Raw genomic sequence first — 23,754 nt, 5'->3', positions numbered from 1 at the left:
AAGGCCCCGATTGGGGCCTTTCCCTTCTGTATTACCTCACGGTAAGCAAGAAGCCGCAGACGTTTCGTTTCGCTGCCACGAGATAGGGGCTAGACCTCAGCCCGATCACCTCCCTGGTTGGTGTCTGGTTCCACGATGTTGCGTTCTGCAAATACCTCGGCGCTGCAGTGGTATATATCCCCATCGTTGAGGTAGACCACATAGTCTCCTACCACCGGAGTCGTATAAGCCTTAAAGAGTACGTCCACCTCATCCACTCGGATGGCGTAGGTACAATCAGGTAATGCTTGGATTACATCATTAGCTTCAATCTTGTGGGCTAGGCGCGTGACTGGCTTGGATTCGTAAGTATTAAAACTCATAGGTTCACTATAGGTTGTGGCTGAGCAACAGCACGAATCAAGGCCATAAAGCCCTGCTCCACATTAGTACGACCAATAGAAAGCCAGCGTAACGCCTGAGCGTTATCAGTACGTGCTGCTTCTTCTGGTTCATAACCCGCCATAATCAACGCTGCTTTAACCTTATCGTGGTAGGCAAGGCACTGGGCTTCCAAGCGCTTACCTTCGTTCATTAGGTCGATCTCAGCTTGTGTGAGGTCACGGTACCCGCTGATTTTCGTATGCTGGTCTTTCATAGTCCGGTACTCCCTAAACCACCTTCACCACGCTCTGTGTCACCTAGTTCATCGACAACGTTAAACGTCACATCTGCCACCGGTACAATCAGTACTTGCAGTAGTCGATCACCGGCTTGCCATTCATGAGGTAAACCTAACTTGGTGTTTAATGTGGCTAACCACTCACCACGATAGTCACTGTCAATAACACCACAAGTGTTATGTAACTCCAGGCCTTTATTACTACCTACACCTGAACGCGGAAGAAGAAAGGCCACATGGTTTTCAGGTACTTCGGCAGAAAAACCTAACTTTACACGTACTGGGCTATCCGCAAATTCCTCGATATGACCAGATTCCGGCATATAAAGATCAAAAGCCCCTGCACCTGCTGTGGATTTAGTCGGGACTTTAAAGTTCTTATGCATTGGTTTGATATTCATTTTAAAGCGAGTCCTAAATGGTTTGATTAAGATGGGCGAAACCCAATATTCGAGGTAACCTTATATGGAAGATACCCCAATTAATGAACCAGTCGCCAAAAAAATGACAGACTGGAAAAAAGAACCTTCATTAATGGACTTAAAAAGTGACTTTACCGATGCTCGGTCAAATCACGATAGTCATATCACGAAGGTTAATACGTGGCAGGACAACTTACGGGTAACTGGTAAAGCCGTTCCTAATGTCCCTAAAGGCCAATCAAGGATTGTGCCTAAACTAATCCGTAAACAAGCAGAGTGGCGATACCCCTCATTAAGTTATCCCTTCTTAAGTACACCCGATATGTTTACGGTGGAACCTCGTACCTGGGAAGATAAGCTTTCTGCTATGCAAAATGCCTTACTGATTAACTACCAGTTCAGTACGATTATTGATCGCGTGTTATTTATTGATGAGTACGTACGTTCTGTTGTCGATGAGGGTACTGTCATCGTAAAAACAGGCTGGGAGTTTGAAGAAGAAACCTACACGGAAATGGTACCCGTACTGGAATTTACGCCTGACCTGGCTTTACAGCCGATGATGGATGAGTTGGATGCATTAGAGCAGGAAAACCCTGCAGGCTATAACTTCGAGGTAGCCGAAGAACTACGAGAGGCCCATGCTCTTTACAAGGAAACAGGAGTACCTTACGCGGTACAGATTCTGGAGTATGAAGAACAAGAATTGACCCGTACGATCAAAAATCACCCTACTGTTGAGGTGTGCGACATACGGGACGTACTGATTGATCCAACCTGTAAGGGCAAGTTAGATAAAGCAAATTTCATTATTCACTCGTTTCATTCCTCATTAGGGGAGTTAACCAAAGATGGCCGATATAAAAACCTGGATCAGATCGACATTGATAACAGCAGCATCTTGGGTGAACCCGATGAGGGTCCTGATAACACGACCAGCTTTAACCCCTCTGATAAAGCCCGTAAAAAGTTTACCGTTCATGAATATTGGGGATATTGGGATATTGACGGTAATAACCTTGTTAAGCCTATTGTCGCTGCTTGGGTGGGTAACACCTTAATCCGACTAGAAGAAAACCCTTTCCCTGATAAAAAACCCCCTTTCGTAACAGTACCTTATTTACCTATTAAGCGTAGTGTCTACGGTGAGCCTGATGGAGAGCTTCTGGAAGATAACCAGAAGATTATGGGGGCAGTCACACGCGGCATGCTGGATCTCATGGGTAAGTCAGCCAATGGCCAGACTGGTATGCGTAAAGACATGCTGGATCTTACCAATAAGCGTCGTTATGAGGCTGGCCAAGACTACGAATTCAACCAGGGGGTTGACCCGCGTGCGGGTATACACGCCCATGTGTACCCTGAAATTCCCCAATCTGCTCAATTCATGCTCCAGTTACAGAGTGTTGAAGCAGAATCCCTCACAGGTGTAAAAGCCTTCTCTAACGGTATTAGCGGAGATGCCCTTGGTTCTACAGCGACCGGTCAACGGGGTGCTATGGATGCTAGCTCCAAGAGGGAACTGGATATTCTGCGCCGTCTCACCAATGGTTTGGTACAGATAGGCCGTAAAATCATTTCAATGAACCAGGCATTCCTGGATGAGGAAGAAGTGGTACGGGTGACAAACGAACAGTTTGTACCTATTCGACGTGATGACTTGAAAGGCAACATTGACCTGCGCTTAACGGTATCGACTCAGGAAGAAGACAATGCCAAAGCACAGGAACTATCGTTCATGCTTCAAACCGTAGGGCCAAATGCCGATCCACAGATTACCTTCATGATCATGGCGGATATTGCGCGCCTTCGTAAGATGCCTGACTTGGCTAAGCGTCTGGAAGAATACGAACCACAACCTGATCCCGCACAGCAAGAGCTTCAAAAGTTAGAGATCGAGAAGCTTAAATCTGAAATCGAACTGAATTACGCGAAGATTCAACAGACCATGGCGGATTCTCAACAGCGTGTTGCTAAAGCCGATAATTTATCTGCTGATACTGATAAGAAGTCTCTCGACTTTGTTGAACAAGAGTCTGGGGTACAACAAGAACGGGAATTACAAAAAGTAGGTGAACAAGCACGCAGTCAAGCAGGATTAAAACTTATGGATCGTAGCTTCCAGTTAGAAGATGAGCGCAAAGAAAAACTGAAAGAACGATTAAAAGAAAAAAATGCAAAGGCTGCATAAGTGTATTAATGTCCAAAACACTTAAAGCTAATCCAAACAGTTAAACACTTTAGGAATTCACTATGACTGATCAAACTCAAGAAGCGATTGAAGAAATTAACATCAATATTAACGCCGCTAAAAAGTTTGTAGCGCGTGGTAAGTCACTTCAACGCTTATTGAAGAACCGCGACTTTAAAGACCTTATTAACGAAGGTTATTTTAAAGACGAAGCAGTCCGATTGGTTCATCTACGCAGCAACCCTGATTTTGCGGATGATGCGTCCCGTAAAATGATTGAAACGTCAATGGATGGCATTGCTTCATTATTGCAATATTGCCGTACCGTAGAGCACAACGCCATGCTAGCCGAAAAGGCTATCGAAGCAGACGAACAAGCCCGTGATGAACTGATGGGTGAGGATGTCGAGTAATGGATAACCTGCCTGTAGAGCCGAGTGCTCCGGTCACCGAAGACCAGCTTGTCAATATGAGCGACGAGCAAATCAATGAACTGGACTTCTCCTCTTTCGAGCAGGAAACCGCAGTGGCTTCTGAGGAAGCCCCTGTTGTTGAGGAGACTGATGATGAACTTACTAATCCAGTTGATCCTGAATTGGATGACGAGGCAGCTGAGGAAGATGACACTGGTGAAGACGTGTCTGCTGATTCTGCCGTGGAAGAAGATGCAGCCGATCCTGCAGCTGAGGCGCCTGACGAAGAAGCTACTGAGGCAGACCCTAAGCCAGATGATACCTCTGCCAGTGAAGTCGATTACAAGGCGGAATACGACAAGATTTTCGCGCCGTTCAATGCCAACGGTAAAGAAATCCGAGTTGATAACGCCGATGACGCTATCCGCTTAATGCAGATGGGCGCTAATTACGCAAAGAAGATGAGCGCCCTCAAGCCGAATTTGAAGATGCTTAAGATGTTGGAGAACAACCAACTCCTAAGTGAAGAAAAACTGAACTTTTATATTGACCTGGAAAAGAAAAACCCAGAAGCCATTAAAAAGTTCATTAAAGACAGTGGCGTTGATCCACTGGATTTAGACCTCGATGGTAAAAACGAATACACGCCTGGTAACCACGCTGTAGATGACCGTGCCGTGGATCTTGACTTGGTGCTTGATGAAATCAAGGACAGTCCAAGTTATTCCAAAACGCTGGGAATCGTCTCTAGTAAGTGGGACAGCGCGAGTAAGCAAACGATTTACGAACAACCTGAGTTATTGAAAGTAATCAACAGCCATGTAGATAACGGCGTGTATGACCTTATCAGTGCTGAGATTGAACGTGAACGTATGCTAGGTCGTTTAACCAATGTTTCTGACCTTGATGCATACCGCCAGGTAGGCGACACCATCCAAGCACGGGGTGGGTTTAACCATTTGTTTAAGGACAGTGCTCCCGCTGAACAAGCTAAACCACAAACCGTAGTGAAGAAGGCCGCACCCAAGGCCGCTGCTAAAAACCAGAAACTAAATGAACAGCGCCGAGCAGCAAGTCCGACTACTCGTTCCAGTACATCGAATGGCCCTTCTGCGGACTTTAACCCGCTGGCTCTTTCCGATGAAGAGTTCGAGAAACTAAATGGTTTACCTATCTAATTTAAGGAGGCGCTATGCCTACACCCGCTAATTCTGGTCAGCAGCAGTATAAAGATCCCGCAGGCGGTACTCCGTCTACGATTGGCAATCAGTTTAACGACTTCTATTACCAGAAGAAGGCGTTGATTGAAGCCCGTAAAGAGCAGTACTTCATGCAGCTGGCAGACCTTACCAATTTGCCGAAGCACATGGGTAAAACCATTAAGCGTTATCACTACCTGCCACTGTTGGATGACGCCAACATTAACGACCAGGGTATTGATGCGTCTGGTGCCACCATTTCTAACGGTAACCTGTACGGCTCCAGCAAGGATGTAGGCACGATCACATCTAAGCTGCCTGCTGTGTCCGAGACTGGTGGCCGTGTTAACCGCGTTGGCTTCAAACGCAAAGAAATCGAAGGCTCTATTGAGAAGTTTGGTTTCTTCGATGAGTACACCAAAGAGTCTCTGGACTTCGATACCGACTCTGAACTGCGTATGCACGTTAACCGTGAAATGCTGACCGGTGCTACCCAAATGACCGAAGCAGCGTTGCAGATTGATCTGCTTCACGGTGCTGGTGTTGTGCGTTATGCAGGCGAAGCTACTCAGGATACTGAACTGGATGGTACTGCAAAGATCACTTACGGCGATCTGATGCGTCTATCTATTGACCTGGATAACAACCGTACGCCGAAGCATACCAAGGTGATTACGGGTACGCGCATGACCGATACCAAGACCCTGCCTGCTGGCCGTGTCATGTACATTGGTTCTGAGCTACTGCCTATGATCCGTGGCATGAAAGACCTGCACGGTAACCCTGCGTTTATCGCGGTACAGCACTATGCTGCGGGCACAACTACCCTGACCGGCGAAGTCGGTTCTGTGGATCAGTTCCGTATCGTTGTGGTACCGGAGATGCTGCATTGGGCTGGCGCTGGCGCAGATGCGGCAGGGGATGCAGACCACTATGTAACAGGCAGCAAGTTTGACGTATTCCCTATGCTGGTTGTTGGTGATGGTTCCTTCACTACCATCGGTTTCCAGACTGATGGCAAGACCGTCAAATTCAAGATCACTCACAAAGCCCCAGGTGAAGCAACAGCTGACCGTAATGACCCGTACGGTGAAACTGGCTTCATGTCTATCAAGTGGTGGTACGGCTTCATGATGCTACGTCCTGAGCGACTAGCTGTCGCTAAGACCACTGCCATTCTGTAAGTAATCGGGGGCCAGCAATGGCCCCCATTATTGCAATATTGAATTACTGCATTACTTAACTAATGAATTAGGAACCTGCCATGACTGACCAAGTAACCGACACCGTTGTACAAGACGAACTCACTACTCTAAAAGCGCGTGCTGATCGGATGGGTATCTCCTATCACCCCAGTATTGGCGTAGAGAAGCTTCGTGAAAAAATCAATGAAGTAGTAGCTGCCCAAGACGAACCAGCAAAAGACGAAGCGCTAGCACCATCAGCGGAATCACCCAGTCAGCGCCGTAGTCGTATCCGCCAGGAAGCTACTAAGCTGGTGCGTATTCGCGTGACTTGCATGAACCCGATCAAGAAAGAATGGGAAGGCGAGATCTTTACGGTATCCAACGCAGTTGTGGGTACGTTGAAGAAGTATGTGCCGTTTAATGCGGACGAAGGTTGGCACGTTCCTCAGATGATCCTGAACCAGATCCAACAGCGTAAATGCCAGGTGTTCCATACCGTCCGTGACGAGCGTGGTAATAAGTCGCGTCAAGGTAAGCTGATCCGTGAGTTTGCTGTCGAAATCCTTGATCCCCTCAGCCCGAAAGAGCTGCAAGAACTGGCACAACGTCAAGCCATGGCTGCCGGCCAGTAACCCACGGACTGAGGTAGACCAATGACAGCCATTACAGTAACCGACCTCACAGAAGCATCGCTACAAGGTAGCGGTGTTTTTGACGAGTTAATGAAAGCTACCCGTACTCACTTAGAGCAAGAGTACCGGAGTGGCCGCATCAAAGGCACGGAGTATGCCACGGTCTACCTCGGTGCCATGCAATCTGTCATGTCCCAGTCGGTGCAATTCCTTTTAGAAAAGGATCGTGCATCGGCACAGGCTGCGTTAATCCAGGAGCAAGTTGAATCTGAGAAGCGCCAGCAATTACTTCTGGATCAGCAACTGACTAATGCTGTTAGCGAAAACGATGTTATTCGGGCGCAGGCGTTACAGGTAGCTGCACAGACAGACCTGACTGAACAACAGACAAATAACCTTGCTGCCGAAGCCTTAAACATACCGAAGCAGGGTGCGCTACTAGATGATCAGTTAATAACACAAGGTGTTGAGCGTAAATTAACTGAATCAAATGACCTTAAGGTACAAGCGGATACGTTACGGGTAGCAGAGGAAACCGCCCTCATTACCCAACAGGCACTTAACCTTGTTACCGAAAAAGAGAACCTGGTAAAACAGGGTGTGGTACTGACTGAACAGGCCAACCACATACAAGCTCAAGTAGCACAGACCGAAGCCCAAACTTTAAAAATTGGACAAGAGTCTAGCAACCTGACTGCGGAAGCTTTGAATATCCCGAAGCAGGGTACATTGCTAGATGCTCAGGCATCCAAATTAGGTAAGGATGAGGAACTTCTTAGCCAGCGGATTCTGAATGCTACCGAAGAAATTGCCGTTACTCAGGCACAGGCAGGTAAGTTAACTGCAGACACTGCGCTAACAGAACAGCAAACGCTTAATCTGGTTAATGAAGATCTACGTGTCACAGCGCAGACTGCACAGATTACTGCTGAAACTGCCCTAGCTACAGATCGCTTACTAAACCAAGCTGCTGACCGTGCGTTGGTGGAAGCTAATCAGCTTAAAGTCGCTGCTGATGTGATCGCTGTAGAAAAACAGGTGGAGTTGGTTAGTCAACAAATCCTGAATGCTGTAGCAGATGAACTGTTGAGCCAGAAACAAGCGACTAAGCTAACCGAAGATACTGCGTACGTAGTGGCTCAAACAGGTCTGGTAGGTCAACAGAAAACCAACCTAATGGCCGAAGCACTGAACATCCCCAAAGAGGGATTGAAGCTGGATGCTGATACCGATCTACTAAAACAGCGAATCAATAACCTGATTCAGGAAGAATCAAATCTCCTTAGCCAAGGCGCGTTACTGGACGCTCAAGTAGATCAGATAGGTGCTGAGACGTTACGTACTCAGGCTCAAACCGAGGTTGTTGGTGAGGAGTTGATTGCCCAGCAGAAGCGTAATGCACAGGATGGTCACCTCGACCAGGAACTTAAACAACTGGTTGCCGGTGTTGCACAGACAGAAGCCCAGGTAGAGCTGACTTCACAGCAGGTATCTAACCTAGCAGCAGAGTCACTAAACATACCTAAGCAGGGGCTAAAACTGGAAGCGGATACTGCTCTGGTTGAGCAGCAAACCGATAACTTAGTTAGTGAGAATACTAACCTCACTAAGCAGGGATCGGTGCTTGATGCTCAGGCTGCACAGATTGCAGCAGAGACTACCCGTACTACTCAGCAGGTAACCAACCTTGCGGCAGAGAAGCTACAGGTAGAAGCCCAGACGGATCTGACTACTGTACAGAGCGATATGGTAGCTGCGGAACTTCTTAACGTACCTAAACAGGGACTTAAGTTAGACGCGGATATTGCATTGATGACTCAGCAGTTAGCTAACTTGGTTCAGGAAGCGGCTAACCTTATTAGCCAGGGTAACTTAATCACTGCACAGGTAGGCCAGGTAGAAGCGGAAGCTTTACGTACCCAGACGCAAACGGACTTGTTGGATGAAGAAGTTCTGGCTCAGCAGAAACGCAATGCAGCCGATGGTCATTTGGATCAGGAACTGAATCAGATGGTGGCAGGGATTGCCCAAGTAGAAGCACAAACTTCTCTTACCAGTCAGCAAATGGCCAACCTAGCAGCGGAGGCGCTTAATATTCCGAAGCAGGGCCTGTTGGTAGACGCCCAGACAGCGGTAACGAAGAAGGAAGAAACCAAGGTCGATAAAGAGGCATTACTGGTTGATGAGCAACGCAACAAGCTAGTACAGGACGTACTGTTAACCATCGAGCAGACCAAAAACGCTACCCGTGAATTTGAAGTAATGGGCAAGCAGATGTGCAAACTGGATGCCGAGTTTGACGTACTGGTAGAGAACAAAGTGAAGACGACCGCAGAAACGGGCGTACTAAACCAGAAGCTCATTACTGAACGTGCCCAAACTCAGACTGCTTCGGTACAGGAAGACAGTGTAATTGGGCGCCAGAAGCAACTCTACCTGGCTCAGGCAGAAGGCTATCGTAAGGACGCGGTACAGAAAGCAGCCAAGCTGTTAGTAGATAGTTGGTCGGTTCGTCGTACGACTGATAACGGCACGGAAGCTAATACCGCGAACCAGCTAAGCGATGCACACGTAGGACGGGCAGTAGGTGCTCTCCTTACCGAGGTGAATGCCTAAGCAACGTAGGTACTACTAGGGGGCTTCGGCCCCCTTATTTTATGGGGGCTTGGTAATGGGGTGGAATCCTTTTAAAAGTAAGCGGAAAACAACTGTCGATACCGCCGTCATGCGGGTAATGGAGGATCGGGACCTACCTGAGACAGTGAAACAGAGCGTGATCCGTGCAGTACTGAAACAGGGTGGAGATATCCGGAATGAGATTCTGGATGGGATTATTAATGGGGCAGCCTTGAAGTTTGATCGGCTCTACGAGTACGCCCAAACACACTACCCCCTTGGTTTGCCAGAAGGTACACGACTCAAAAAAGATGATGGCGTAGGGGTAGTGAAAAACATCATTGAGGCAACAGAAGAAAATGGCCAACCTATTGAAATCCTCTACTACTACTTCGGTGAAGTAAACGGAGTCCATTTCGCACGCAAAGAATTAACCGAGAAGTGGCGTTACTCTCAAGAAGATAATGAAGTCAAGAAGCTCAGTGACCAGAAAGGGTTTCCTGTCTATGTGAAAGACATTTACATGAGCTACACAAGCGCCACTTTACAGTACGCTAATGGCACGCTAGGGGAGCTACGAGGTACGCCAGGTAAGAGCGGATATAACCCATCTACTCCCTTTAACAGTACGTTGGGTAAGTGGGTCAAGCAGACCCCCTACGAGGTAGACGATGAGGCAAATTCTGATGCTGTAAAAGTCGTTGTGGAATGGCGAGATGACGATAGGGTATTGCACGAGAGTACCTTAACAATCCCACTGACTGCCTCTGTTCTTGAAAGCGGATACTTCCAGGTACATTACAAGATATCCGGTGAGTACAAGTACTGGACCTATGCATTAAGCAGTAATCTCTATCCTGCTATCGAACAAATTTACGATCCAGATTATTCAGGTACAGGGGACTTCTTTCCATTTGTCTTCTTCCGCAGCCATAAAGAGAACATGACAAGTGAAGATAAGCGGGATACTGAACTGTACCGGCAGTCTGAAAAACTCCTGAGCATGCTAGGAATGGATTACGGGGTGTTAGGAGAACAGATCCACGAAAACCCTGATATAGATGATGTTGAGCAGGCTGTCATGTGGATGGGCGTACCTATCGTGACGGAGGAGGACTTAGAAAATCGTTACTTATTTCGATTCTTCCGCAAAGCCTACTTCCTTGATCCACTAGGGAGCAGGGACGCTTTTGCATTCTCAGTCAAGGATCGGGACTTTGAGGTAATCATTAAAGCCAAGAGTGTTGCATACCGTACCCGTGGCGGGGTAATAGCAGATAAAGGGAAAACCACCGCAGAAGGGACTGCTTACGTTGAAACAGAGGATTACCAATCCAGAGTTTATTACGGGGAAGGTGAATGGGAATACGAAACAAAACAACGTCCCGTGGTCTTCAAAAAAATGGTTTTTCGTCACCAAACCACGGATAGCCACTATGAGGAAATCGAGGTAGATCACCCGCAAATCAGCTATGAGATTTGGGAAGGTCACAAGGTAGAAGAAGATCTTGGTGACGAGAGATTCCTGATTCCCATAGATAAAGGCATTGCAGATACGTTTAGCGCCATTGAAAAAGAGATCCTATATAGCCGTTCACTCCACCTGGTGTTTAACAGCCGTATTACTCAAAAAGTAAAGTGGTATGAAAGCTCCTTTTTTAAAGGCCTATTAGTACTGGCAGCAATAGTGATATCGGTTTATTCCATGGGAACCACATGGGAAGCCATCGTAGCTGCGTATGCATTGGGAGGCCTTACAGCGGCATTACTGGTAGTAGTTACAGAGGTGGCCACCCAGTTCGTACTACAGGAAGGCATCAAACTCTTTGTGGATGAAGTTGGAGTAGACATTGCCTTCTATGCGGCACTAGTGGCTGCGGTCTATTCAGGGTTTAAGGGCATACAACAAGGCTCATTAAAAGGCGCACCTTGGGCAAGCGAATTAATGGCTTTGTCATCTGGTATGTCCCACGCCATCGAAAATTATATGAGTGGTCTAATGATGGACTTGCAACAAGAGTATGTTGCTTTTCAATCGGAAGCGGAGGCTTCTCTTAAAGACCTGTCAGATGCACGAAGCTTGCTTGACGTAAATCGAATTATTGACCCTTACAACTTTATAAAACAAGAGCCTTTAATTGTTCCAGGGGAAAGCCCTGATAACTTTTATAAACGAACTCTGCAGTCAGGTAATATAGCGAGTACCACTATTGACATGGTAGATAAATACGTTGAGTACTCTCTACGTTTACCTGAACCACATGAAACACTAGGAGGATTTATATGATCCCTAATTTCAATAACCCGATGGCCCAGTTAAATAGATTTGTACCTAACTGGAACGGAAACCAAGAATTTCAACCCACCCTGTTACAGAGCCTTACTGGTTATACGGATAGCAGCGGAATTAAGTCAAATGGTTGGGGAGGTATGGCATTAGGTGCTGCGTCTGGTCTAGGTAGTGCCTACTTAGGTATGAAGCAATATGGTATGGCCAAGAAGCAGCTATCCGAGTCGAAACGTCAGTTTGATTTGAACTACGGTGCCCAACGTCAGATGGTAAATACAGACTTGGAAGACCGTCAACGTGCCCGTGTGGCCTCTAACCCTACCGCGTATGAATCTGTTGGCTCATACATGGATCGAAATAAGGTGCGCTAATGGCTACCCCAATTACATGGCGTAACATAGGCAGTACGGTTTCCAGTGGGGGAACCGCTGCGCTTATGCAGGGCGCTCAATCCAGTTTTGATAAAGGCATTGGGGCACTAGATAAGGTACTCCAAGGCGTTAAAGCCACGCAGGATGCTAACTGGGATCAGGGTAAAATCAATAACACCAGTAAGGTATTGGATGCCTTATATTCCCAGGCCACTCCTGAGCAGTTAGCCGAGGCACAGGCAACCGGTCAGTTCCAGCAAATGATGGCAGGAATGGGTGCCCAGGTAGATAGGGATGCTGTACGTACTTCCTTGGATAGCCGAGGGGGCATACTTCAAGAACGTGCCATTGCAAACCAGGGATATGAAGATCACAACACCCGTGTTGATCAACGTGGACTAGAAGCTGAGTTATATCAGCGTGCCCATGCGGGAGATATCCAAGGTGCCCAGGCATTGGCGGCTCAGCTACAGATTGATCAAGCAGAGCATCTAGGTGCGGTTACAGGCTTACGTCGTGACTTTGCAGCAGACAAGCGGGACGATGCACGTCTAGCTAATGATACCCGTCGGGTAGGCTTTGAAGGCCAGCGGGTAGCTAATGATGGTGCCCGTCTTAACCTACAGCGCCGAGAAGTAGAAGCCCGTATTGGGGAGTTGGAGCGGGAACGTCAACTAGACGCGCTAACAGCAGAATTCTATAAGGGAAGTAATGCCAACCCAGACGTACCTGTGGCAGTGGCACAGCGTGGCTTGAGCGCTGCGTTAGAACAGGCAGGTGCGACTGTACCCGAAATACAGGAGCGATTAGCCCAGTTGGATAGCAGCCGTACTATCTATGAAAGCCCAGGTGCCGCTGACCAATTGCTGTATGAACGTGGTTTAGCGGAATTATCCAATGGCTTTGGTATGGCTAGGAACACATTTTATGCAGCTAGCCAAAACCAGGAACCAGGAGATGTAGTAGCAAACCGCATCCAGGAGTGGGCACGTAATGACCAGTACTTAGGTCAGGCTGGTCGAGTAATGGCAGGGGATCGTAATACAGCTCAAGATATTACCAATCTTATTAATAACGGACTGGAGTACCAACGTCCTGATGGTTCACGAGTAACAGTACCGGTAAGTGAATCCATGGTACAAAGTGCTATTCGTAACCTTGCACCTAGTTTCGGTTTCCGTAGTAACAATATTCGTGAGTTACTTAAAGACGAAATTGAACAAGGTAACTACTTAGACGACCTTGATAGTTATAACGCCTTTCGGGAAGAAGAAAGAACGTTTAAAGAAAACTATCAGCAGAATATAAATCGTCGTAATTAAACCAGCAATAAATCACTACAGGGATAGAATTGGGACTAACTTTTACGCCTTTATTAAAGGATGGTTATGTCCCAATCTCCTGCTGATATCTTCTTTGCTCGACAAGCCGAGCTAGCTAATAGTTTACCTAATCCCATGTCACGTATTAATGAAGCCGTGGCAAGCCATCAAGCACGTCTTGCAGAACGTACTGCAACTAAACAAGCTGAACTAGATGCCTATAGTAAAACCGCCGCAGGTCGTCTTGGCTTTGACTCGGACAGTACAGCCGGTCAAGTGTTTAATGCTATTGAAGGCGTTAAGAACGCGGCGATTAAAGGTATTGGCCAGGGGATTGCTGCAATACCTGGTTCGATTGGTTTAGCAGAGCAGTCTGGTATCTCCCCTGAAATCCACGATATGTATGATCGCTTCCAACCTCATCGTGAGGACTACGACCGCGTTCAAGCCTTACGTAAACAGCGGGATGGTCAGTCTGAACGTGCCTTGATTGGCAGCGAAGCGTTAGAGCTTGCCAACCTAGAAGCGTCTATGAAGTCGTGGGGTATCAACCAAGAGGAGATTGATCAACTAACGGGGCCACGTACACGTACCCAAGTAAACCAGCCTGCTCAGATTACCGAAGGTCCTGTTCCTGCCCAGACACTGGAAGGCCCTACGGAACAGACGAATGAAATGGATCGTAGTTACCTGGAAAGCATTGATCTAGGTAATACATTATTAGGTGCTGCAGAGACAATCCGTGATATCACTAATAATGACGAATTGATTGATCAACGGAATACCCAGGCATTTGCACAAGATGTTATATCTGGTTCGGAAGAGGGGCTTGCCCTACTCCAAAGCGCGTTTAACAACACCAAGGATGAGTCTTTAAAAGAGCGCTGGCTAGACGGAGCACTTGGCTTTAGTGCCTTGGTTGGTAACGCCTTTGATGCCATTACGGATAATCCTGCGGGCTTTGCCGAAGTAGTAACGAATGAATTGGCCGAATCACTAGGTGGTATGGCGGTTGCTGGCACTGCGGGCATTACAGCCACCAACGTGGGTTACTCAGTAGAGGCATACCAGAAAGGTATTGAAAACTATAAAGCCGCCCATGAGGGGGCAATGCCTGATGAGGATACCCGTGAGGAAATGGCCCAGAGCGCCTTCCTAGCCTTTGTACTAAACAGCGGTGCTGATGCAGCTGCCCTGAAAGTACTTGGTTCAGCAGGCCGTTCTATTCCTCGTACAGAGGGCGTAGCTGGCGCAGCGACTCAAATGGCTACTGCCCCTGGCAAACTAGCAGGATCTGCGGCAGTACAAGGGGCTACAGAAATAGGGGCTACCTACTATGAAGGAGAGGCTGCTTATGATTCTGCCAGTGCCCAAGACCTTTACTATGCCGCGGTAGTTGGGGCTGGTATGGGAGGTACTGTAGGGGCACCTGGTGCGGTACGTGAAGAAGCGGCTGCCACTGCGGATATGGTACGTGAAGTGGCTGCCAAAGTGGGCATTGGCCAAAGTAAGGCCACTGAACAAGCTGAGGTAAAAACATTTACCGAAGCGATGGCCACTAATGATCCTACGCCATATACCGATCCTACCAGTGAAGCATACAGCCCTAGCCGCGCTATGGGTGTGTTATTTGGTAATGCTAACCTGGACACCACACCTGATGAGCAGAAGCGAGCTAACCGTGATCAAGCCAGCGACATTATTAAACAGGCTACCCAAGTACGTGATAACACCTTGGTTGATTGGAATGCTGCTAATCCTGAGCAACGGAAACAGCAAGAAGCCCTGGTAACAGAACTGGAAACTAAGATAGCAGAAGCTGCTCCCGAGGAAGCAGAACAGCTACGTGGCGATGTAGACCTACTAAAAAGCATGTTGGCCGAAAGTGAGCAGCTATCGGGTAAAGAGATACGTGCCCGTAAGCGTGCTTATGAGAAAGCCCAGGAAGAACTCGATACGGCACTTAAATTAAAAGAGAACCTGGATAAGGATATTCCGTATACCCCCGAAGAAGTTGAAAGCATCCTAACTGCGGTACGTGAACCAGTAGATGAAGCAACAGGTCAGCAGGGGGCTGAGCGCGTTATTAACTTGGCCATGGAACAGCCTGAGTTATTTACGACGGAACAGATTGATGCAGTGGTTAACGACGCCAAGGCAAGCCTGTCGCCGGTACAGCGTGATTACCTGCGAGCATTAAGCGCCAGCAAAGTAGCCGAGAATTCCTTAAAGACTCGTGATGATGTAAGCAGTGATGTATTAGTCGGCGGTAAAGGCTACAAGGGCTTAACAGAGTACCGCAGTAATATCTCCAAAGCCGTTCGTTTTGGTAGCCTGGACACTGCACAAAAAGAGGTGAGCCAACTACAGAAGTTTGGGGAGAGTCGCCTTGAAAAGGTTACGTTGGCCGAACAGGCGAATATTCAAGCCAAAGAAACAGGTAAGCCTGTTCAACTGGTTCGCACCAAAGATGATCAGTGGCAACTGACCAGTGGTGTTGAAAATGTCCGTGAAAGTGGGGGACTTACCTTTGAAGGCGACGCTAAAGGGGATCGCCTGATTGAGAGCATTCGCCAAGATAGCACCGCCATTCAAGCGGCTTTAACCGAAGCATCTGCCTTGATGGCCATTAATTCCCCCTCACCAATGACGGCGCCAACTGCACCGGCTAATGAGGAACCCGTGTCATCTGCAGAAACGGATACCCTTCAAACCGAAGATATTGTTATTGAGGGTACCCCTATAGATACCACTGATGCCTTAGCATCTACCGTAACTCCCGTAGATGAGGCTACTGATGGATCAGTAAATGTGTCTTCGCTAGCAGAGGAGGCTATGAATGCAGAAGCATCTCCAATCCCTACTACTCAGGACATTGACCTTAGTAGCCCTACAGAAACTGCACCAGTTGAACCAGTCCCAGTACCTACATCGGATACCCGCACCACCGTTGAGCCTGTTACCGAGCCAGCCGAAACAGGACAGCTAAGTGTCTTTAAATCTTCCAATAATGCAGTATTGCAACAAAGCAATAATCCAGTACCGCAATACTTCAAACAGGAAGTACCTAAAGCAGAGGGGGCAGCACAGCGACCCCTAGTAGCCCAGAAGAACTTCATTTCGGAAGTAATTCGCAACCCTAAAAAGGTACGTGAATTTGTTAAAGGGGATATAACCCCCCAACAAAGCACTGCCTTAAAGGGGCTTCTGAGTAGTGCTAAAAGGTGGGCACCTGTCATCCAGGCATCGCTACCGAAAAAAGGTAATGAAGCCTTCATCTATAAAGATCCCGTACAGGGCTTTGCCAATGACGACGGCACCTATGATGAAAACTTTACATCTGCGATTTCAGCGGCGACATACACCTGGGTAGCGGAAACAGGCACCGGCGTACAATTCAATAATGAAGAAGCTATTAACAGCATTTTAGGAAGGCCACGTAGTACCCCTGTTAGCCCTAATGAGCTAGAAGCATTTGCTACTGTAGGGACGCGACGTAACCAGTTAATCAACTCATTAGGTAAGCGGGCGGTACAAGCGCTTGGCATTAAAGCCAGTAACACTGCACCCGCTGACCAAATCAGTCGTTTGGAATCTGGTTTAGGAGCACACGTCTATAACGTCCTCAAGCAAGAAGGAATCATTACTGAACACGTTATGAGCGCCCAAGAGATGGGGGCTTTCCGTGAATCCAATGATACAAAGGCCGTTCATATATTTGCGCGTATGGCAGGCAGTACAGGACGTGAGCCGGTTAGCCCAATAACCGAAGCTATCATTGAAAATACTCGTCAAAGCGAGAATGTGGTTAACCGCTTGTTTGGCATTGAATCCGAAGGCCTTGCCCCTAGCTTCGAGCCAGAGTCATTTAAACAGGAGAAAGCCCAAAAGAGCCGTATGAATGTACCTAACGTACAGAAAGAAGCACTGGATAAGCACGGTAAGAAAGCCTATCGGGTACGGACAGGTGACATGGGCAAACTGATGGATGCCCTACCAAGAGCCGCGTTAGCTGCTATGGCCGGCTTTGTGGATACAGGCACTACCTTCGTTCACCCAATGAATGCAACATCCGTAGAAGCCAAGAATAAGGGGATTGAGCGGGAACTGGACGCCTACTTTGACTTCCTGGCGACAACCGAAGGAAAACCGGAAAGCCGTAACCAGCCGTTCTATCTGAAACACGCGGTGTGGTTACAGCAGCGTGTGGGGATGGCGTCACGCTCTATTAACCTCCAGGCCAGTAAGATTCATCGTCACTTGGTTCAGATGGATGGCTGGGAACAGAAAGACGTGGCCATTGATCCGACCGACGAGCGCTTTATCCAGTTCCGCTTGGGTGTGGCAGATGCATTAGGCATCAAGACAGATGCGCTAAGTCGTGAAGCAGCGTTGGCTAAACTGGACGCCGAACTCTCTAACGTCACCGTACAACAGGGGATTACTTCCTTACGTAAGGTCTTAAACGACCTACCCCTAGAAGATCGTGATATTGAGCTATTGGTAGATGCAGTTAATGAGGGTGGAGAGAAGTACCACACTTTAGATGGCCTAATGGCGCATGCGCAGTACATAGAAGCACTGGAATCCGGCGCCAGCACGTTCACGCATAACCTCACCAGGGAGATCGACGGGAAGACCAACGGCCCGATGCTGACTCAGATCCTCACTGGTGCTGCCAATAGCGTTGCAGAACTGCAATCCATGGTTGAAAAAGGTGGCTTCTTTAGTCGTGAAGATGGACCTACCCAAGTAAATCAATGGGCCAGCGAAAAAGGAAATACTGACCTTTACCAATCAGTCGCTAAAGTCGTGGCAGACACTGCACGCGGCCAGTACCAGGAAAACCGCGAGAAGTATAACGCCCTGTTTAAGATTACTGATCCTTTGACCGAACAAGGAGAAGTTACCAAAGCAGGCCGTAATGCTACCAAGACGCCGGTAACGCAGGTGAACTTCGGTTCCAGCGTTAAAAATACCATTGCCAGTATGGGTGCAGAGTTTGCGGACGGGTTACTCAAAAAGGTTGAAAAGATCATTAATACCCATCGTGAGAAGGGTACTGACCCCAGTCACGAGCTAGCAGCGCTGTCAGATGCAGTAGCAACCTTAACCGGTACCCGCATCAGTGGAAAACAGTTAACTCAAAAGCTGCCTGCCTCTGTAGGTAAGCGTCTCCAAGATAGTTATGTTGATTTACTGGGGCCGGCTATTGAAGCGGGAATTAACCATCATTATGAGACGTTCCTGACTACCCGTAACCAGATCAATACAGCAGGACGTTTGGGCTTTGGGTTGTATAACGCACTCCGTAAAGTACGTCACGCCCAGTTAGTACTTACCCAGGTTCCAAAAGACGGAAAAGGTAAACCTAAACATGACTTAACCGGTGAACAATCTAAGCGACTGGATGACAGCCTTAAGAATGTCGAGCCGATGGTACACACCGCCCTGTCTAAACTGTCAGGGGATATCCGTAGCGGCTTCTCTCTTATTGAAATGGATCAGGGACTATCCGAAGCTGATTTCTATCGGTCAGAAGTCCACTTTGGGGAAGGTGGTTTTGCGAACAGTGATGGTAAGCGAACTGCCACCACGAAAGTATCAGGTAATGCTGTGTCACAAACGGATCGGGGTGTCGGTACCTTAGTGCTACTGGTTCATGGTGTGGATTCAGCTATTTCCTTACTCTCTTACCAAGACCACCCTGCATTGAACGTTCATGACGCCAATATTGTGGCAGCGGATATGACGCAAGCCCAGGCACGTCGTTTGAATGAAAATACCTTTAAAGTACTGCTGGATTACTCCATTCCAACAGAAATGGCAGAAAGCCTGGAGCGTACCCTGAACGGGTTCTTGGTAGAAGCCCAGAAAGACCCGAACAATAAAGACCTTCGACGTGAATACAAGGCACTTTTAAAAGAAGCCAGTAAAGGTCTGAATAAAGGGGATGTAGCCTACGCTCAGGCACTTGGTTTGGATGCTGTCGGGTACCAACTGCTTAAGATGAAGCAAACCGCCCAACAAGCCGACATTACTAAGCTAGAAGCCATGCGCCAGTGGATCTCGGTAGACCAGTATAGTATGGACGGCGGCAACTACCTGCTAGCTGAGGCAGATTATGCTGCTATTGATGATGCCTTGGCCGCACGTAAATTGGATGCCCCGACAGACCAGTTAGATGCTGCTAAAGCGCTGGCTACTCTAATGAAGCAGCCAGTGACTATTACTGCACCAGTTAGTCAGACACTTGATACACAGTCCTGGGGAACGCAGGGAACACCGAAACAAGCCGCCCATGCAGGACTGACCGACTTCCTGGCACGACGTAAAACGACCACAGCCAAAGAAGTGATGGCATTCCTGGCTACAGCGCTAGAAGGAGATACCACCGGCTTCCAGAAGACCTTGCTGGCGCAGTTACGTCAACAAGTGGGAAATGTAGCGGTAAGCTTTGTAACGCCAGATATGCCAGTACCCGAAGGTACCAAAGAGCGCGCAGCTGGTTGGTTCTATCAAGACAAAGACGGCAAGCAGACTATTTTCGTACGTAGTCCTGACTTTGCTGCTTCTCGTATTGATCCTGAATTAATGCTGCATGAATTAGTACACGCAGCCACAGCTAATACCCTTTCCCAGGCACGCAATGGCAAGAGCACACCGGAAGTCACTCAGATCATGACCGACCTGGAAGACTTACGTACAGCTGTAGTAGAGCATCTTGCAAAAGATGATTTACGCAGCCAGCAGTACAAACCAGCGATTGAAAGTATTGAAGAACTGGTGGCCTGGGGGATGACCAATGAAGGTTTCCAGGCAGTATTAAAAGAAGTTCAGGTAGCGCCACGAACAGCCCCTAATAGCTTGGTAGATGGTATGAAGGCCTTTATCAAGAGTTTAGTAGGACTGGTTTTCCCGAAAGGTACCCGCCAACAGGAAGTAATGGAAAGTGGACTAACCCGCCTGATCAGTAATAGTGCTGGTTTGATGGCAGCCGGCACAGACACGGCGGCAGAGATTAACCTGGCACAGGAAAACGTTGATCCGGTCGATGAAGTAATGAGCTGGACAACCGATCAGGTATTTGAGGCACTGGAGGCCACTACAGATAACGTTAGCGAGGCACACCGCAATCATCTGCGTGATGTGCTTGGTTCAATGGTGAACGAGCTACACGGCCCCTTTGGTGCTTTTAAGACGCAAGCACTGAAAAGCCAAGCCCTAACACCCGATCAGGTGTACTTAAAAGCGTTGCAAGAGAACAGATCTCCGTTTGCTTCTAACACACTGGCAGCAGGTTTTGCGTTATCCGCCCAGGAGAGCTTTGTACTGGAACAGGTAGAAGCCTCTGTTGCAGCCTCTTTGGATAGCTCAAAGACGGCTTACAAAGAGTTGGCCAAGGTATACCAGCAAGCACGGGTGGCCTTAAAAGGTAATCCTACATTAACAGCAGACCAGTATGCGTTCCTGTTTACGATGGAGAATGCAGACGATGGCCGTTCTGCTCATTTAAGCCGGTTTGCTGCCCTGGCCTTAGCGCATGAGCCGCTTAACAATGCCATGCAGGGGATTACCCCTAAAGAGGCGGAAACGGCTGAGAACGCTTCGTTGGCGACACGTATTCAAGACTGGTTCAATCGCCTATTAGCGTTCATTAACGAAAAAATTACCGGTACGTATAACGGCCAACCCGCAAACCAGAAGATTCAAACACTGGCCGAAAGCTTGGTGCATATCGAAGCCAAACGACGTGTACGGTTAGCCAATCAACGATCTAATCCATTTGAGTTCATTGAAGTGGGTTCACGTAAGGGCGCGGATAAAGGGCGTGATGGGTTAGCCAAAGTGGGCGATAGCCGATTCTTCCGTGAGAGTAAAAATGGTTATGTGAAAGCAGCAGGTAAGACACTCAGCACGGTAGCGAAAGACCGTGTAGGCGAAGTCATTGAGCAGGCGCAGATCCTTCGGGATCGTCACTTTAAAAAGCGACAAGGTATGGTGGCTGCGATCATTAGTGAAATGACCGGCGCCGACGATAAGACCAAAACCCTGTACATGCTTAACCGCATGACCAAAAACATCGAACGTACTCGCATTGAAGCAGCTACTCAGGCCGGTGCCCAGGTAATAGGGAGTTATGCTCATAAGGGTGCCAAGTTAACCAAACAAGAGAAAGAGGGGCTAACCGCTGCTTTACTCCGTACTGACTTGTCTGCCTTGTTAGAGACGTACAGCACAGACGATATTCACGATTTACTAATCGACAAGACACGGCTTACCCAGGAACGCGCCAAACTGGAAAACGCGGTGGCTGCATTGCCTATGGGTAAGCTATATACCCAACAAGCAGATGACTTAGGCAAGTTTATGGCCACGGGGGAGAACTACAACCCGATGCTGCAATTGAATGCCCATAACATTGCTCACCTCTATGGCTTTGCCGAAGCCAAGCAGGTTGAAGTAAGTAAGGAAGTGGTGTCATTGATTGATCAGCTAGCGACGTTAAACGCCCTAAGCTACACCGATACATCAGATATCCAGGCAGTCGTAGCAAAAGAGAAGGTGCGTGGAAACGAAAGCGGGATTGAATTTACCTTGCGGATGGCGCAGTACCAGAAAGAGCAGTCCTTAGAGAAGTTGTTCCAAGGCAGTCCGGTATTGATGGCAAAAGGTTATACCAAGGAGATTACTGATCCGTATAAAACCGCTGTGGCTGCCCCTTCCAGTAGTTATGAGGCCATGAAGCAACGCGGCTATAGCGCCAGCCCTGAAATGATGCAAGACCCTGCGGATAGTAGCGATCCTATGCGCCTGTATGTCATTGATGACGGCGGGCTGAAACGTTACTTGAGTGGTTCCATGTCATTGACCGGTGAACGCGCAAAAGGTACGACACTACACGGTGGTTTGGTACCAGAAGGCACTAACACTCTATCGCAAAGCCGTGTGGCCATGACAGCAGCCATGACCCGCAAAAAGCAGGCCCTGTTAAAATCAGGTAACCGTCAAAAAGGCCACATGGTGCCTGTGTTTAATGATGCAGGTGAGGTGGTCAACTACCGCTACATGATGACGTATGAAACACGCGATAACATCCTTGGCCGTAATAACGCTCTGGATGCCGTAATGGGCGGCTTAGAAGGTGAGCTTCTGGATAAAGTAGCCAGCCCTGAACATAACCGCAAAGTCGTGGAAGCATTGCGGGATCTGTATAAGGCAGATTTTGCAGTACGGCCTGACTCTTACTTGAGCATTAGCCCTACCAGCGATGATCCCCGTTTACGTGAGATCTATCGGATGCTACCGCGACATACCCAAAGTGCTGTAAAAGCCGTATGGGGACGTGAGGAAATGTTAGTGCGGGCGGATGTTCTGGATTTGGTGTTTGGTTATCGTAAATACAGCGCAGCTGATGCCTTTGATAAAGCTAAGGAAGATCGTAACCTTATCGAAAACGTCGGTGTAGCTGTTTTAGAGGGACTGTTTAAAGAGACAGCAGGGATCAAAGTCCGTAAATACGAAGACATTATTCAAACTGTGGTTAAACACGTTAAGGATATTGTAGTCGTTAAGAACGTAACAACGCTGCTAGGCAACGTAGCAAGTAACACCACACAGCTGTTATGGCATGGGGTAAACCCCACCACCTTAGTGAATCATCATAAGGTGGCCACTGAGTCGGCCATCGCGTATCGCCGTGATAAACGTGAACTGGATGAACTCGAAAAACGTCAAGCCATGGGGTACACGCAGGCAGGTGAAGTAACGATTGCGCGTCGTATACCGGAGTTAAAAGATGCACTGGCACGTAATCCCAGTACCCCACTGATTGAAAGTGGCATGATGCCGACGATTGTAGAAGACATTGACCTCATTGAAGATCCTTACTCCTATCAATCAAAAACCGCAGAGAGGTTTGATAAGTGGATTAGCAAAGTACCTAAAGGGGTGCGTGAGGTCGGTAAACAGGTGTACATGACGCATGATACAACGGCCTATAAGGTCTTGAGCCAAAGTACTCAGCTGAGTGACTATGTGGCACGTTACACGCTGTACCAGCACGTCCGTAACCGCATTAAAGATCCGTTAAGCCACGAGGAAGCAATTCAATACGTAATGGATGCTTTTGTTAACTATGACGTGCCCACGCATCGTAATTTGCAGTACATGAACGATATGGGCTTCGTATTCTTCTCTAAGTATTACCTACGCATTCAGCGGGTGATTCTGTCGCTGTACCGTGATCAGCCGGCACGGGCATTAGCCATGGTAGCGTTTAACGGCTACTTTGATTTACTGCCGTCGATCATGGACTCACAAATGACGGAACGCTTAGGAAATCCCTTTAGCGATGGGGCGCTACGTTATCCTGACGTAGTGGATCAGTTAGCAACGGTAAGAGCAGCTACTACAATAATGCAGTAATGCAATAAATAAGAAGCCCCAA

General features: G+C 48.1%; 13 protein-coding genes. 10 read left to right on the top strand and 3 right to left on the bottom strand.

The features are described from left to right. Positions 1-89: 89 nt before the first annotated feature. Genes HVE01_RS15550 through HVE01_RS15540 form a run of 3 tightly spaced genes read right to left on the bottom strand, consistent with a single transcriptional unit; the run spans position 90 to position 1,062 of the window. Positions 90-362 (bottom strand): hypothetical protein, encoded by a 273-nt coding sequence (locus HVE01_RS15550; protein ID WP_146945020.1) that lies wholly within the window; start codon positions 360-362, stop codon positions 90-92. Beyond that, entirely contained in the window at positions 359-637 is a 279-nt protein-coding gene (locus HVE01_RS15545; protein WP_146945019.1) for an Acb2/Tad1 domain-containing protein, read from the bottom strand. The genes HVE01_RS15550 and HVE01_RS15545 overlap by 4 nt, the downstream gene beginning before the upstream one ends. After that, positions 634-1,062: a dUTP diphosphatase gene (locus tag HVE01_RS15540; RefSeq protein WP_146945018.1), complete on the bottom strand. Its 429-nt coding sequence runs from the start codon at positions 1,060-1,062 to the stop codon at positions 634-636. The genes HVE01_RS15545 and HVE01_RS15540 overlap by 4 nt, the downstream gene beginning before the upstream one ends. 64 nt (positions 1,063-1,126) lie before the next feature. Between HVE01_RS15540 and HVE01_RS15535 the strand changes: the two genes are divergently transcribed. The 10 genes from HVE01_RS15535 to HVE01_RS15490 all read left to right on the top strand — a co-directional run bounded on the left by HVE01_RS15535 (position 1,127) and on the right by HVE01_RS15490 (position 23,732). Then, on the top strand, positions 1,127-3,274 hold the full coding sequence (locus HVE01_RS15535) for a portal protein (RefSeq protein ID WP_146945017.1): 2,148 nt from the start codon (positions 1,127-1,129) through the stop codon (positions 3,272-3,274). A 62-nt stretch (positions 3,275-3,336) separates the two neighbouring features. Next, positions 3,337-3,687 carry a hypothetical protein gene (locus HVE01_RS15530; RefSeq protein WP_146945016.1) on the top strand — a complete coding sequence of 117 codons (351 nt, stop codon included), beginning with the start codon at positions 3,337-3,339 and terminating at the stop codon, positions 3,685-3,687. After that, on the top strand, positions 3,687-4,865 hold the full coding sequence (locus tag HVE01_RS15525) for a hypothetical protein (RefSeq protein WP_146945015.1): 1,179 nt from the start codon (positions 3,687-3,689) through the stop codon (positions 4,863-4,865). The genes HVE01_RS15530 and HVE01_RS15525 overlap by 1 nt, the downstream gene beginning before the upstream one ends. A gap of 14 nt (positions 4,866-4,879) precedes the next feature. Continuing rightward, complete coding sequence (locus tag HVE01_RS15520) at positions 4,880-6,070, top strand: N4-gp56 family major capsid protein (protein ID WP_146945014.1); 1,191 nt, start codon at positions 4,880-4,882, stop codon at positions 6,068-6,070. 80 nt (positions 6,071-6,150) lie between these two features. Continuing rightward, a complete protein-coding gene (locus HVE01_RS15515; protein WP_146945013.1) occupies positions 6,151-6,705 on the top strand; it encodes a hypothetical protein in 555 nt (184 codons plus the stop codon). Between the two features lie 21 nt (positions 6,706-6,726). Beyond that, positions 6,727-9,321, top strand: a complete 2,595-nt coding sequence (locus HVE01_RS15510) for a coiled-coil domain-containing protein (RefSeq protein WP_146945012.1) — start codon at positions 6,727-6,729, stop codon at positions 9,319-9,321. A 55-nt stretch (positions 9,322-9,376) separates the two neighbouring features. Beyond that, the gene (locus tag HVE01_RS15505; RefSeq protein ID WP_146945011.1) at positions 9,377-11,608 is read left to right on the top strand and encodes a hypothetical protein; all 2,232 of its coding nucleotides are present in this window, start codon (positions 9,377-9,379) and stop codon (positions 11,606-11,608) included. Next, positions 11,605-11,982, top strand: coding sequence for a hypothetical protein (locus tag HVE01_RS15500; RefSeq protein ID WP_146945010.1), 378 nt, complete (start codon positions 11,605-11,607; stop codon positions 11,980-11,982). The genes HVE01_RS15505 and HVE01_RS15500 overlap by 4 nt, the downstream gene beginning before the upstream one ends. After that, on the top strand, positions 11,982-13,304 hold the full coding sequence (locus HVE01_RS15495; protein WP_146945009.1) for a hypothetical protein: 1,323 nt from the start codon (positions 11,982-11,984) through the stop codon (positions 13,302-13,304). Before HVE01_RS15500 ends, HVE01_RS15495 begins: the two co-directional genes overlap by 1 nt. 66 nt (positions 13,305-13,370) lie before the next feature. Then, positions 13,371-23,732: a hypothetical protein gene (locus HVE01_RS15490; RefSeq protein WP_146945008.1), complete on the top strand. Its 10,362-nt coding sequence runs from the start codon at positions 13,371-13,373 to the stop codon at positions 23,730-23,732. Positions 23,733-23,754 lie beyond the last annotated feature (22 nt).

The sequence above is a fragment of the Vreelandella venusta genome, from assembly GCF_007989605.1.
GTDB classification, from domain to species: Bacteria; Pseudomonadota; Gammaproteobacteria; order Pseudomonadales; family Halomonadaceae; genus Vreelandella; species Vreelandella venusta.
This window is presented reverse-complemented; position numbering and strand designations above follow the sequence as displayed.

Coding starts and splice junctions, on each gene's coding strand:
- HVE01_RS15530 (WP_146945016.1), top strand. CDS start 3,337: ATGACTGATCAAACTCAAGAAGCGATTGAAGAAATTAACATCAATATT.
- HVE01_RS15515 (WP_146945013.1), top strand. CDS start 6,151: ATGACTGACCAAGTAACCGACACCGTTGTACAAGACGAACTCACTACT.
- HVE01_RS15520 (WP_146945014.1), top strand. CDS start 4,880: ATGCCTACACCCGCTAATTCTGGTCAGCAGCAGTATAAAGATCCCGCA.
- HVE01_RS15525 (WP_146945015.1), top strand. CDS start 3,687: ATGGATAACCTGCCTGTAGAGCCGAGTGCTCCGGTCACCGAAGACCAG.
- HVE01_RS15535 (WP_146945017.1), top strand. CDS start 1,127: ATGGAAGATACCCCAATTAATGAACCAGTCGCCAAAAAAATGACAGAC.
- HVE01_RS15500 (WP_146945010.1), top strand. CDS start 11,605: ATGATCCCTAATTTCAATAACCCGATGGCCCAGTTAAATAGATTTGTA.
- HVE01_RS15510 (WP_146945012.1), top strand. CDS start 6,727: ATGACAGCCATTACAGTAACCGACCTCACAGAAGCATCGCTACAAGGT.
- HVE01_RS15490 (WP_146945008.1), top strand. CDS start 13,371: ATGTCCCAATCTCCTGCTGATATCTTCTTTGCTCGACAAGCCGAGCTA.
- HVE01_RS15540 (WP_146945018.1), bottom strand. CDS start 1,062: ATGAATATCAAACCAATGCATAAGAACTTTAAAGTCCCGACTAAATCC.
- HVE01_RS15550 (WP_146945020.1), bottom strand. CDS start 362: ATGAGTTTTAATACTTACGAATCCAAGCCAGTCACGCGCCTAGCCCAC.
- HVE01_RS15505 (WP_146945011.1), top strand. CDS start 9,377: ATGGGGTGGAATCCTTTTAAAAGTAAGCGGAAAACAACTGTCGATACC.
- HVE01_RS15495 (WP_146945009.1), top strand. CDS start 11,982: ATGGCTACCCCAATTACATGGCGTAACATAGGCAGTACGGTTTCCAGT.
- HVE01_RS15545 (WP_146945019.1), bottom strand. CDS start 637: ATGAAAGACCAGCATACGAAAATCAGCGGGTACCGTGACCTCACACAA.